General features: G+C 55.4%; 11 protein-coding genes. 2 read left to right on the top strand and 9 right to left on the bottom strand.

Going from position 1 to position 12,258, the window contains the following annotated elements; genetic code table 11:
• The first annotated feature begins 18 nt into the window (after nt 1-18).
• Nucleotides 19-282: an amphi-Trp domain-containing protein gene (locus FWJ25_RS01635; protein ID WP_149598501.1), complete on the top strand. Its 264-nt coding sequence runs from the start codon at nt 19-21 to the stop codon at nt 280-282.
• Here the strand turns inward: FWJ25_RS01635 and FWJ25_RS01630 are convergent, their stop codons facing one another.
• The 4 genes from FWJ25_RS01630 to FWJ25_RS01615 all read right to left on the bottom strand — a co-directional run bounded on the left by FWJ25_RS01630 (nt 283) and on the right by FWJ25_RS01615 (nt 6,226).
• Nucleotides 283-2,175, bottom strand: a complete 1,893-nt coding sequence (locus FWJ25_RS01630; protein ID WP_149598500.1) for a methyl-accepting chemotaxis protein — start codon at nt 2,173-2,175, stop codon at nt 283-285.
• A 131-nt stretch (nt 2,176-2,306) separates the two neighbouring features.
• Complete coding sequence (locus FWJ25_RS01625; protein ID WP_149598499.1) at nt 2,307-3,470, bottom strand: DcaP family trimeric outer membrane transporter; 1,164 nt, start codon at nt 3,468-3,470, stop codon at nt 2,307-2,309.
• A gap of 311 nt (nt 3,471-3,781) precedes the next feature.
• Entirely contained in the window at nt 3,782-4,993 is a 1,212-nt protein-coding gene (locus FWJ25_RS01620) for a CaiB/BaiF CoA transferase family protein (protein WP_149598498.1), read from the bottom strand.
• A 48-nt stretch (nt 4,994-5,041) separates the two neighbouring features.
• Complete coding sequence (locus FWJ25_RS01615; RefSeq protein WP_149598497.1) at nt 5,042-6,226, bottom strand: acyl-CoA dehydrogenase; 1,185 nt, start codon at nt 6,224-6,226, stop codon at nt 5,042-5,044.
• Between the two features lie 165 nt (nt 6,227-6,391).
• On the opposite strand from FWJ25_RS01615, the gene FWJ25_RS01610 reads away from it, so the two are divergent.
• Nucleotides 6,392-7,165, top strand: a complete 774-nt coding sequence (locus FWJ25_RS01610; RefSeq protein WP_149598496.1) for a FadR/GntR family transcriptional regulator — start codon at nt 6,392-6,394, stop codon at nt 7,163-7,165.
• Nucleotides 7,166-7,221: 56 nt separating this feature from the next.
• On the opposite strand, the gene FWJ25_RS01605 is transcribed toward FWJ25_RS01610, so the two are convergent.
• From FWJ25_RS01605 to leuC, 5 genes are all read right to left on the bottom strand, one after another.
• Nucleotides 7,222-8,532, bottom strand: a complete 1,311-nt coding sequence (locus tag FWJ25_RS01605) for a TRAP transporter large permease (RefSeq protein ID WP_149598495.1) — start codon at nt 8,530-8,532, stop codon at nt 7,222-7,224.
• 1 nt (nt 8,533) lies between these two features.
• Nucleotides 8,534-9,037 (bottom strand): TRAP transporter small permease, encoded by a 504-nt coding sequence (locus tag FWJ25_RS01600; RefSeq protein WP_149598494.1) that lies wholly within the window; start codon nt 9,035-9,037, stop codon nt 8,534-8,536.
• Nucleotides 9,038-9,093: 56 nt separating this feature from the next.
• The gene (gene dctP, locus FWJ25_RS01595) at nt 9,094-10,107 is read right to left on the bottom strand and encodes a TRAP transporter substrate-binding protein DctP (protein WP_188093542.1); all 1,014 of its coding nucleotides are present in this window, start codon (nt 10,105-10,107) and stop codon (nt 9,094-9,096) included.
• A gap of 72 nt (nt 10,108-10,179) precedes the next feature.
• Nucleotides 10,180-10,779: a 3-isopropylmalate dehydratase small subunit gene (gene leuD, locus FWJ25_RS01590; protein WP_149598493.1), complete on the bottom strand. Its 600-nt coding sequence runs from the start codon at nt 10,777-10,779 to the stop codon at nt 10,180-10,182.
• Nucleotides 10,780-10,785: 6 nt separating this feature from the next.
• Nucleotides 10,786-12,183 (bottom strand): 3-isopropylmalate dehydratase large subunit, encoded by a 1,398-nt coding sequence (leuC, locus tag FWJ25_RS01585; protein WP_149598492.1) that lies wholly within the window; start codon nt 12,181-12,183, stop codon nt 10,786-10,788.
• Nucleotides 12,184-12,258: the final 75 nt, after the last annotated feature.

Here is a 12,258-nt window from a genome sequence, read left to right as displayed (position 1 = left end):
GCAAAGGGAACCAGACGTATGAAGTCCAAGACCAAGTTCAGCCATGACTCTCTCCTGGATCGCAATTCCACGAAAGAACTCCTGGTTACTCTCGCCAACGCAATCAAGAAGGGAGAGCTGGAATTTCAGGAAAGCGAAGGTGATCTTGTGCTGACCCCGAAAAATCTGCTTCAGGTGTCTGTCAGGGCCAGCGACGAGGGGGACAAACAGGAGGTTGAGATCAAGCTGAAATGGCGTACCAAAGCCAAGGAAATCTCTGATACGCCGCCGAAGATCAAATAATTATCCCACCGGGTCTATCTTGAACCTGCGGTTCGTGGCTTCCAGCCTGCTGGCATGACCTGAGAGCAAATCACTCTGCTGCTCCAGGTCTTTGCTGATCAGCCGCGCTTCCCCGGTCTGCTCGCGAACCACCTCAACCTTCTGGGCGATATCTTCGGTCGTGACCGAGATCTGCTCAACAGCAACAACTACCTGATCCATTTCGGATGTTAACCGGTCCACGGACTCAACAATCCGTGAGATGCTGGCTGAAATCTCATTAGCCTGCCCCGCACTCTCTCCAGCAGCCTCCTGACCGGCTGCCATCTGCTTATCCATGCTTTCAGTGGCCCGGTTCAGCTCGCTGATCAGCCCGGAAATGTTGTTGGTCGCACCCACGGTTTTCTGCGCCAGCGTTCGCACTTCATCAGCCACAACGGAAAACCCACGGCCCGCTTCGCCGGCACGAGCTGCCTCGATCGCAGCATTGAGGGCAAGCAGGTTCGTTTGTTCGGCCAGTCCATCAATCACATCAATGATGCCTGTAACCTGAACACTGGCTTTGTTCAGAGACACCACGTGCCCTTGAGAGTCCCGGATCAGGCCAGCCAGGCGATGCATGGTTGCTACGCTTTGCGCAATGGTCACCTCGCCACTTTTGGCGGCGTCATTGGCACCCTGCATGGTCTCTCCGACTTCTGCGGTACGGCGGGCCACGTCATTGATGGTGACCGATATTTCCTGGGTAGCCGTAGCAGCCTGCTCCGTCTGCTGATCAATCGACTCGCTGCTCCGGTTCAGCCTGTCCGTCGTCTGGGCAAGCTGCGCACGCACCTCCATCAATGCTTCGGTACTGCGGATGGACTCTCTCAACAATTCTGACACGTCATCAATCATCTGGTTGGCGGCCTGTCCCAACATATTGAATTCGTCGTTGGGGTTCCGGCCAGGGTCCAGTTTCCGGGTCAGATCGCCTCCTGATACATCCGACAGCAACTGAACCACGGAAGCGAGGCGGCGAACGAGGGTTCGGGATATAAACACCAGCGCGATCATAAGAACAGGTGCGAACACCAGTGCGGTACCGACACTGGCAACCCGCGCAGAAGCTTCGGCCTGTTCGGCGTCCGCCATCGTCGTTCTGATCAGGCCATTTTCCAGCAACTGGTTCTGCTCAACGACGCCGCCCTGCAGATTTCTGCCCGCCTGAGAAATGTCCGATTCCTTCTCCGAAACCGACGACAGAATGGCCTTTGCTCTTGCGAACACATTTCGGAAGGTCTGAATATTCTGGCCGATCACACTGTCTTGCCAGTCATAATCGTCGACAATGACATCGAGGCTGGCCAACGCTTCTTCAGCGTCTCTGGCAAAAGCCGAATCACGGGTCTGCACATACTGTCGGCTGGCCACCACCAACTTTTCCACCGGTTCATCCAGAAGACTGATCGACAAGTCTTCCAGGTCGCCGAGGGCTGTCTCAAGTTCCAGCCTCACCCCTTCACTATCTGAAAATCCAAGGGCAGTGACATCATCCAGCCATGCCTTGCGCAAGGTGACATAGTGTTCAGCCTCTCCAGCAATCCTTTTTGCTGACTCACTGACCTTAGCTTCTCCAAATGCCCGGGATTGCACGACCAGGTCTGCTGCGCCCTGTTCAAGCACATCAAGTCCCGCACGCACAGCGTCGGTGTTTGAAGCGTCCATAGCGGCCACAGACTGCTCCGCAGAACTCCAGGCAATGAGCACATCGTTGGACATAACTTTGTAGTCAAACACATCGTATATGGCACGGTACGAAGAGGAGACCGTACTCAGCCCCCACATCACAACCCCTACGATCACAGCAAGACCAATTGGCGTGCTGAGCATCAGGGCGTTCAGTTTCTGTCGCCAGGAAAAATTCACTCTCATCAGTACAACCCCATCCAAATGAGTGAGTTCAAATCCGGGTGATTGCCTGCCCACCAAAAAAAAAGACCCCGGGGTCTCCGGGGCCAAGGGCAATGCAACTCAAAAGGAAAAGCTGATCTGTTCGGGCCGGATCAGAACCCGAACATCACCATGGCTTGCAGGCGCACGGCGTCGCCTTCGTCGCCATTCACCTGCTCGCGGGTGTGGTATCCCGCCTCGAGGCCATAGGTGATGTGGTCAACAGGTGACCAGATGTAGTTGGCGAATACGCTGGAGAAGCGCTCGTTGGAGGTGGCGGAAACATCACCACTCGCCACCGCATCATCCAGGTCCGCCATGGCCAGGCCGTAACCCAGGTTGAAGGCGCCAGAGCCGGCAGCAACACTCATGCTCACACCACCGCCGGTACCCTCGATAGTTTCCAGGTTGCCGTTGGCATCAACGTAGCCGGTCGATCCTGGGCCTTGGTACAGGTAACCACCCAGGCCATCACCGTGGGTTACTGAACCACGAACCGTAATGGCGTCGGTCAGTTTGGTGCTTGCCTCAAGCATCACACCCCAACCGGTAGCGGAGTCATCTGTCCAGTTCGGGTTGGAAACCGTGGAACCTTCTGCATCGTATTCAAGGAAACGACCAAGTACGGCGCCTGCAAATTTGATCGGGCCACTGGTGTTCTGGTAACGCGCTGTGATGTCCGGTATGCGGTACTGGTTCGTTCCTTCAGCACTGACTGAACCGCCAGCACCACCATTCGGATCCTCGAGAGAGAACGAGAAGTTTCCAGTGGTGTAACGAATCTGGGGCTGACGACCACCGCCCTGCCCCAACGCGCCGTTAAAATCTACGGTCTGGTAGAGACTCAGGATGTTGCCGAAGTTACTCCAGGTCTGGCCGGCCAGAACACCGTTCCACACACCGTAGGCATGGCGCATACGAAGCTCACCGCCGCCACCAGTGAATCCGCCACCGCCGTAAAAATCGGTTTCGATAACGGTCGTCAGGGCATGACCACCAACCATGGTGGAGGTCTTCAGGCCAAGGCGGCTCTGGAAGGCGTGCATATTGGTATGGCCGTCAACGCCGGGTTCACCATCCAGACGGATGCTCGGACGCCAGATGGTGTTTCCCAGATCCGCGTCTACATCGTAAATCACGTCAAGCTTGGCATAGCCATAGAGAGTGACGTCGGTATCTTCAACCTGGAACGTAGCCGCCTGACTTGCGGACGCAACCGCCAGCGCCAGCGCACCCAGAGAAAAAGCAGAAATTCGTGTTGATGTTCTCGTCTTCATAAAGCCCCTCGCAGGTTGTTTGGGAGTGATTGTTTTGTTGGCAGAGATTGGCTGAATAAATGGACGTGCAGCGAGTGCAACGACTTCTTGTCTAACTTCCGTGTGGTGTTATTCCGTGCTCCAAGGCAATACCAGAATACACTTACATGTATCTTTTTCAATACATTTGAATAAAAAAATTATTCCGAATATTTGTAGCAAAAATAATACCGATAAAAAGAATGGAATCAGACAAGGAAGAATAAGTCGGAAAAATCAGAAGGGAAGAAGGCGCCACGGGCGTTTGCCGGTGGCGCCAAAAGCAGGGAAAATCAGCGAATTACGCCTTTTTCACGAAGGGAGTCAAGATAATCTGCACGATCAGGGAACAGCTGCCCCAAAACATCGCACGTATGCTCCCCCAGACGGGGCGGAGGCTGATCAGAATTGGAGTGCTTGTCGTCAAACCGGATAGGATTGCTAACCAGGCTCATCTCACCCGCTTCGGGATGAGACATTTGCATTTCCATACCACGATGCCTGACCTGAGGGTCGGCAAACACCTGCTCAACAGAGTTGATCGGCCCGCATGGGACACCTTCCCGCTCCAATGCATCAAGCCAGAAGCTGGAGGGTTTGGTACGGATCAGACTTTCGATCTGAGGCACCAGCAAGGTCCGGTTATGAACCCTGTTCCTGTTGGTGGCAAACCGCTCGTCAGACGCGAGCAACGGAACGCCGGCTACCTGGCAGAAACGCTGGAACTGCATATCGTTCCCCACGGCGAGGATGATGTGACCATCCGACGTCGCGAACGCCTGGTAAGGCACAATATTGGGGTGGGAATTCCCCAGCCGGCCAGGTGATTTACCCGATGTCAGGAAATTGGTCGCCTGGTTGGCGAGCATGCTCACCTGAACGTCCATCAGTGAGATGTCGATCCAGGTACCTTCTCCGGTTGTGCCACGTCCGATCAGCGCAGACAGGATAGAGGTCGCCGCATACATGCCGGTAAACAGATCCACCACAGCCACACCGACCTTCATCGGACCGCCACCCGGCGCTTGATCCGGATGGCCGGTAATGGACATCAGCCCGCCCATACCTTGCAGCAGAAAGTCATAACCGGCCCGCTTGGAATAAGGCCCGTTCTGGCCAAAACCGGTAATGGAGCAGTAAACCAGATCAGGCTTGATCTCTTTCAGGCTGTTGTAATCGAGCCCGTAGCGTTTGAGACCGCCTACTTTGAAGTTCTCAAGCACCACGTCGCAGGTGGCAACCAGTTCGCGAATCAGGGCTTGTCCTTCAGACTGCGCAATATCAACAGCTATCGACCTCTTTCCCCGGTTCGCACACAGGTAATAGGCCGCATCCTGGGTGTCGTTCAGGTAGGGAGGCCCCCAACCGCGGGTGTCGTCACCACGCTCCGGGTGCTCCACCTTGATGACGTCTGCGCCAAGATCCGCCAGGTGCTGACTGCACCAGGGACCTGCCAGGATGCGGGACAGATCAAGAACCCTGATACCACTTAGGGGTTTATCCATCTCATATCTCCAACGCGGGGCAATCATGCCCCGCTATCGTGGCAGGTTTCAGAAGAACGACTGAATGTCAGTCTGGGCACGGCCAAGGATCAACGCGTGAACGTCGTGGGTACCTTCATAGGTGTTAACGGTTTCAAGGTTAACCATGTGACGCATCACACCGAACTCGTCAGCAATACCGTTTCCGCCGTGCATGTCACGGGCTACACGGGCGATGTCCAGAGACTTGCCGCAGTTATTGCGCTTGATCAGGGAAACCATTTCAGGAGCCCAGTTACCGCTGTCCATCAGACGACCTACCTGCAGTGCAGCCTGGAGGCCCAGCGTGATTTCGGTCTGCATGTTGGCAAGCTTGAGCTGTACCAGCTGGTTAGCCGCGAGAGGACGACCGAATTGTTTACGGTCCAGGGTGTACTGACGCGCAGCGTGCCAGCAGAATTCCGCAGCACCCAGGCTACCCCAGGCAATACCGAAGCGAGCCTTGTTCAGGCAGCCAAACGGACCGGACAGGCCGCTGGCGTTAGGCAGCAGGTTTTCTTCCGGCACAAAGGCCTCGTCGAGCACGATTTCACCCGTGATGGAAGCGCGCAGGCTCAGCTTGCCTTCAATCTTCGGAGTGGAGAATCCTTTGGTGCCACGCTCTACGATGAAACCACGAATCTTGTTGTCATGGGCTTCGGATTTGGCCCAGACCACGGCCAGATCAGCGATCGGGCTGTTGGTGATCCACATTTTCTGGCCACTCAGCTGGTAACCACCATCCACTTTTTTGGCGCGGGTAATCATGGAGCCCGGGTCAGAACCGTGGTCCGGCTCGGTCAGGCCGAAGCAGCCAACCATCTCACCGCTTGCCAGCTTGGGCAGATACTTCTGCTTCTGCTCTTCAGAGCCATAGGCCTCAATCGGGTACATCACCAGGGAGGACTGAACGCTCATAGCGGAGCGATAGCCGGAATCCACACGCTCTACCTCACGGGCAATCAGGCCGTACGCAACGTGACCAAGACCAGCTCCGCCGTACTCTTCCGCTACGGTGGCACCCAGCAGACCCAGCTCGCCCATCTCGGTCATGATTTCGCGATCGAAACGCTCTTCACGGTAGGCGCTCAGTACACGGGGCTGAAGCTCCTGCTGGCAGTATGCCCGGGCCGCTTCGGCAATCTGGCGCTCTTCAGAGGTCAGCTGTTGTGACAGAAGAAGTGGATCTTCCCAGTTAAAGCTTGAATGTGCCATGTCTAGTCTCCTTCGAGTGTATTCACGTTGTCGGCAACAACGGCATTCGCCACTGTGCAAATTCTGTCTATACTATTTATACTAATAAATAGAATAATTCAACCAAGTCGTAAAAAAAGCCCCTCTGTGGCAGAATGCGACATCGACCCAGAACGGCAAAAAAACATGAATGACAGGAACCTACGTATTCCCAAGCGAGTGAAGCGCTCAGACCAGATTGTGGAATCGGTCAAACGCTGGATTGCCGTCAATCAGATGCAACCGGGCGACAAGCTGCCCAACGAACGAGAATTGATGGAGCAGTTCGAATGCTCAAAAGGTACGGTGAGGGAAGCCCTCAAATCCCTGGAAGTTCAGGGGCTGGTCTCAATCCGCACTGGCCCGAACGGTGGAGCCATTCTTGAGCGCGTGCCCTTCGAAAAGGCCAGCGAGTTGCTGCGCAACTACCTGCACTTCGAGCAACCGTCCGGCCCTGAGGTCTACGCACTGAGAACATTGATCGAGCCCGAGATCGCCGCCCTCGCCACGCCAAGGCTCACCGATGAGGACATCGAAACCCTGGCTGCGCTGGTCGAGCGCTGCGAAAACGATCCGGAGACGTTTGATGAACGGATTGCCCAGCGCATTGCTGAACTGGAGTTCCACGTGGTGCTGGCACAACGATGCGACAACGCCCTTCTGGCGTTTTTTGGCCGTTTCCTGAACGACATGATCCGGGATCTGGTCATTTTCAAGAAATCTGCGCTTCCGGAGCAGCGGGAGTTTTCCTGCTCCAACCACACCTATCACAAGAAATTGCTGGAAGCCTTTCGGGCAGGCAAGGCCGAAGAGGCACGCCAACTCATGCATGACCACATGAAAGAGGCGGAACACTTCAATAAAGAACTGGAAGGCCAGCTCAACCAACACTTCCTTGGCGCCAACCTCCTCAATGGCTGACTGATCAGCCCCGGACTCTCTGTCCGGGGCTTCCACCTGATCCGATCAAACCGGACTTAATTCAGGTAGGGCAACCAGGTCACGATGCTTGGGAACATGATCATCAGAACCACCAATACGAGCGAACAGATGATATAAGGAATCGACGCCAGGTAGATTTCCTTCATGGTCGTTCCCGGAGGCGCTACCCCCTTCATCACAAACAGGTTCAGGCCCAGCGGCGGCGTCGAGAAGCCAACTTCAAGCGCAATCAGAGTAATGATGGCAAACCAGACCATGTCAAAGCCGAGCGACTGAGCCAACGGGAAGAAGAACGGCACCGTGATCATCATGATCGAGATGGCTTCCATAAAGGTACCCAGCAACAGCAGAACGCCAAACATGGCAGCCAGCATCAGCAGAGGCGGAAGATCAAAACCGATGGCCCACTGAATGAGGCCATTGGAGGCCCCGGAAAATGCCAGCAACTGACTGAAGGTCGCCGAGCCAAAAACAATCAGGTAGGCCATCAGGGTAACTTTCAGTGCGCCAACCACCGATTGCTTGAAGGCTTCAAAACTCAAACCACGGAACAGCGCCGCGAGAATCAGTACCCCCAGAGCGCCAAACGCGGCGGACTCGGACGGTGTCGCAAACCCGGTGAGCATCATGATCACAATCAGGACGATCACGCTGAGCATCGGCACGATATCCCGGGCGAAAATCTTCAGCTTGGCCGCAAGTGGTACCGTCTCCACGTCATAGGCCGGTGCAGCGTTCGGATCCAGCCGGGTCTTCAGCCAGATGGTGAACATATAGAGCGTCGCCAGCACGATACCAGGCACAATACCGCCAATCAGTACATCACCGATATCAATCTTCGCCAGCGTAGCCAGCAGAACCGCAATGGCCGACGGCGGAATGATGATTGCCAGACCACCGGTGCCCAGGATAGGGCCAATCGACATGTATTTCTTGTAGCCCCGGCGTTCCATTTCCGGCACCAGCAGGGAGCCCAACAGTGCAGTGGAGCCCATGGATGAGCCACTCAGCGTGGAAAACGCCGTACCACCGACAACCGTCACATAAGACAACCGGCCGGGCACCCGGCCCATCAACTGGTCGATAGCGTTGAACATTCGCATGCCGAGACCGGTCCGGAAGAACAGCTCCCCCATCAGCAGAAACAGCGGGATGGGTACAAGACCAAAACTGGAGAGAGAGCCAAACCCGTTATTGAGCACCTGAGTCAGGCCGGCGTTGCCTCCCATGAAATACCAGGCACCGACGAGGTTGGCACCGATAAAGGCAAAAGCGACTGGTGCACCGATCAGCATCAGCACCAGAACGATAGATAACAGAAACAGTAAGGATTCGTGCCAGGCCATATTACAGTTGTCCGGTTTCGCTGTTGTGGAAGGAGTCCTTGGAGAACATGAAACGGGTGAACTCTAGCCCCATGAGCAAAAAGCTGACCGGGTAGGCAACCGTAAAGATCCACATCGGAATAAAGTAGGTCCTGACGTCGTAGTCATTGTTCTGGATATTGGACATAACCAGTTCCAGACCTTTCCAGGCAAGCACGAAGCTGATACCAGCGCACAGGAACATGACCAGTCGCGTTACTACATTCAGAACTTTCGGAGGCAGGTGGGTGATAGCTACTTCGATATACACATGCCCCTTTTCCCGGACCAGCCAGGGGGCACCCAGCAGGGTCAGGTAGAACATGGAATACTCAGTCGAGGAAAATAGCCATGCAGGAGGCTGCAGGCCCAGGTTCCGGATCACAACGGACGAGACAACCGCTACCATAAGCCAAAGCAACATGACCCCGGATAGGGCAGCCAGCGCATCCACCAGTCGGTTGTAGGCGCGAAATAACCAAGACATAGGACTACTCATTAAAAGTTGAGAGAAGGCCCGGCTCAGGCCGGGCCGACAAAGAACTATTCAGCGCTGGGCTTGTTGAATTTCTCAACCAGCTCGTCGTAGTTCTCCAGTCCGTGGGGTGAAGCTTCCATACGATCACGCATACGCTTGAGAGAGGCGTCTTTGGCCGCCTTCAGGTAACGGGCTGCCGCCTCGTCCTCAAGTACAACCGGAGTCATACCACCATCAACAAGCTCGGCTTGCTGGGTTTCTGACAACTCTGCAAATGCTTCGGCACTCTTGCGCTCATGCTCGATCGCAACACGCTGCAGAATGTCCTTGGCCTCATCACTCAGGCTGTTCCACTTCTTCAGGTTCACAATGACACCCATATCTGTGGAGTAGAAGGACGGCTCAATGCGGTAGTTCAGGAACTTGTCCCAGTTGAGGTCTTTCATACCGATCTGAGTCCAGCCGGTTGCGTCTACGATGCCACGCTCCAGCGCGGAATAAACATCGGTGGTCGGCAGGCTGATCGGCTGCGCTTTCAGATAATCGGTGAAGAACGCATCATAAACCGGGTTGCTGCGCAGACGGATTCCGGACATATCCAGGTTACCTTCGGCATCCAGCTTGGGCTCATTGATGGTGTATAGGTTGTAGTTTACACCGCTGTCGAACCAGCCCAGGTAATAAACCCCCATTTTCTCCTGGTGAACCTTGTTCAGCAGGTCCAGACCACCAGATTCACGGGCATAGATGGCATTGGTGTTGGAGGAGATCAGCACATCCCGCTCCGGAACCGTACCCGAATAGAAACTGGCAGCAGTATAGGCCATGTCCGCCACGCCGTTGCGAACTGCGTCCGGCTGCTGGGGCAGACCGATGACTTCAGGGCCACCAAGAACGCGGATGTGGACCACTCCCTCACCCTGTTTGTTCACTTCATCGACAAACTCGAGGAAGCTCTGGGTGTAAATCAGGGACTGCGGGAATGCGTGAACTGCCTTGATTTCCTGCTCTTCAGCAGACGCGCCCATCGTAAACAGCAACGACGCGCAGGCAGCAACAATAGAATTACGCTTGTTCATGGTGACCTCTCAGGTTCCTAGCTATGTGTTGGATTGCAATCCAATCAGTCTTGGTTGTTGGTGTTGGCTTTGTTATGCCAGCCACGAGAACTGGCTGATGTAACGATTTCTGAATTGTTCTATTTTTTCGGATTCTGCCAGGGTCAGGTCGATGTCGTCCCAGCCATTCAGAAGCTTGCGCTTCCAGGTCGGGTTGATATCGAACCGGATCTGACTGTCGCCAAAACCGATCACCTGCTCTTCCAGATTCAGGTGTATCTGTTCAGGTTTCTCGGCGAGATACGCCGAGAGGCGTTCGTAGTCTTCCACCGAAACAACAGCCGGCAGGAGCCCGTTGTTCACAGCGTTAGACGAAAAGATGTCGCCAAAACTTGGCGCGACCACGCAGCGAAAGCCGTAGTCAACCATGGCGTATACCGCAGCCTCACGGGAGGAGCCGGCACCGAAGTTACGGTTGGCCACCATGATTTGGGTGCCCTCCGCTTCCGGATGATTCAGGATGACATCTGTCGGCGCACCTTCTTCGGTAAAGCGCATGTCATGCAACAGGAATCCGCCATACCCGAGATCCCGGGACTCTTTCATAAAGCGCGCAGGAATGAGCTGGTCGGTATCAATGTTTTCCAGCGGAAGCGAACAGGCGATGGATGTAAGTTTGTTCAGCGGTTTCATAAAGCCTTACTCCTGCAGTTCGCGAATATCGGTGAGACGCCCGTTCAGGGCGGCAGCAGCGACCATGGCGGGCGACATCAGGTGAGTCCTCGCCCCCGGTCCCTGACGCCCCTTGAAGTTCCGGTTCGTGGTGGATGCACAGCGTTCGCCGCTGGCAACAAGATCGCCATTCATGCCCACGCACATGGAGCAGCCGGATTCCCGCCACTCGAGACCCGCGTCCAGGAAAATCCTGTCGAGGCCTTCTTCTTCCGCCTGGTGCTTCACGATCGTAGAACCTGGCGACACAATTCCGGGCACCTTGCATTTCTTGCCGTCAAGTACAGCGGCTGCTGCCCGCAAATCCTCGATTCGTGAGTTGGTGCAGGAACCGATAAACACGCGATCCACTTCCACATCGGTCAGCTTCTGCCCCGGCTTCAGCCCCATGTATTCAAGGCTGTCGGCAATCTGGCGTGCTTTGGAGGTGGTTTCCGCTTCTGCCGGATCGGGTACCGACGCATCGATCGGCAAGGCTTCTTCCGGCGAAACGCCCCAGGTCACCGTCGGAGCGATATCGCCGCCATCGAAGACAATCTCCTGGTCAAAGGTGGCATCAGCATCGCTGTATAGCGTTTGCCAGTATTCCGCTGCCTTATCGAAGTCCTCTCCCTGTGGCGCGTAGGGGCGGCCCTTGATGTAGTCAATCGTTTTGGCGTCAGGGGCGATCATTCCACAACGCCCACCACCTTCGATGGACAGGTTGCAGAGTGTAAGGCGGGCTTCAACACTCAGCTTCTGGATGACATCACCGGAATATTCAATGGCGTAACCTCGAGCACCATCAGCACCCAGACGGGAAATCCAGGCAAGGGCGATGTCTTTGGCCGTCACGCCAGGCGCGAGCTCACCATTAATGGTGATGCGCATTGTCTTCGGCTTGGTTTGCCAGAGCGTCTGGGTCGCCAGTACATGCGCCACTTCAGACGCGCCGATGCCGAACGCCAGTGCGCCCAGTGCGCCGTGGGTTGAGGTATGGCTATCACCACACACCATCAGCAGGCCCGGCTGGGTTACGCCCTGCTCCGGTCCGACCACATGCACAATACCCTGGCGCGGATCATCCAGACCGATCAGCGTAATGCCGTTGCGGCTGCAGTTGTCCACAAGCTGCTCGATAACATTACGGACCTTGGGCTGAACCGCGATCAGATTGCGGCTCACTGTCGGCACGTAATGGTCCGCTATACCGATGGTCTGCTCGGGATGGCGTACGGGGAGATTTCGTTCGCGCAACTTGTTGAAGGCATGAAAAGAGCCCTCGTGCGCCAGATGACGGTCAACCCACAGAAGGCTCTGACCTTCCTCGTTTTGGCAGATTTCATGAGCCTGCCAGATTTTGTCAAACAGTGTTTTCCCCGCCATGTTCCCCTGCTCTCAACGGTGGTATGTGGCTCAATATGAGGCGCCAGCAGGGCACCATCATATGTATTTTTCTTT

It is taken from the genome of Marinobacter salinexigens (assembly GCF_008370345.1).
Classification (GTDB): Bacteria; Pseudomonadota; Gammaproteobacteria; order Pseudomonadales; family Oleiphilaceae; genus Marinobacter; species Marinobacter salinexigens.
This window is presented reverse-complemented; position numbering and strand designations above follow the sequence as displayed.

Bases quoted from the DNA above. Each gene is read 5' to 3' on its own strand.
- FWJ25_RS01635 (WP_149598501.1), top strand. From the start codon at position 19: ATGAAGTCCAAGACCAAGTTCAGCCATGACTCTCTCCTGGATCGCAAT.
- FWJ25_RS01630 (WP_149598500.1), bottom strand. From the start codon at position 2,175: ATGAGAGTGAATTTTTCCTGGCGACAGAAACTGAACGCCCTGATGCTC.
- FWJ25_RS01625 (WP_149598499.1), bottom strand. From the start codon at position 3,470: ATGAAGACGAGAACATCAACACGAATTTCTGCTTTTTCTCTGGGTGCG.
- FWJ25_RS01620 (WP_149598498.1), bottom strand. From the start codon at position 4,993: ATGGATAAACCCCTAAGTGGTATCAGGGTTCTTGATCTGTCCCGCATC.
- FWJ25_RS01615 (WP_149598497.1), bottom strand. From the start codon at position 6,226: ATGGCACATTCAAGCTTTAACTGGGAAGATCCACTTCTTCTGTCACAA.
- FWJ25_RS01610 (WP_149598496.1), top strand. From the start codon at position 6,392: ATGAATGACAGGAACCTACGTATTCCCAAGCGAGTGAAGCGCTCAGAC.
- FWJ25_RS01605 (WP_149598495.1), bottom strand. From the start codon at position 8,532: ATGGCCTGGCACGAATCCTTACTGTTTCTGTTATCTATCGTTCTGGTG.
- FWJ25_RS01600 (WP_149598494.1), bottom strand. From the start codon at position 9,037: ATGTCTTGGTTATTTCGCGCCTACAACCGACTGGTGGATGCGCTGGCT.
- dctP (WP_188093542.1), bottom strand. From the start codon at position 10,107: ATGAACAAGCGTAATTCTATTGTTGCTGCCTGCGCGTCGTTGCTGTTT.
- leuD (WP_149598493.1), bottom strand. From the start codon at position 10,779: ATGAAACCGCTGAACAAACTTACATCCATCGCCTGTTCGCTTCCGCTG.
- leuC (WP_149598492.1), bottom strand. From the start codon at position 12,183: ATGGCGGGGAAAACACTGTTTGACAAAATCTGGCAGGCTCATGAAATC.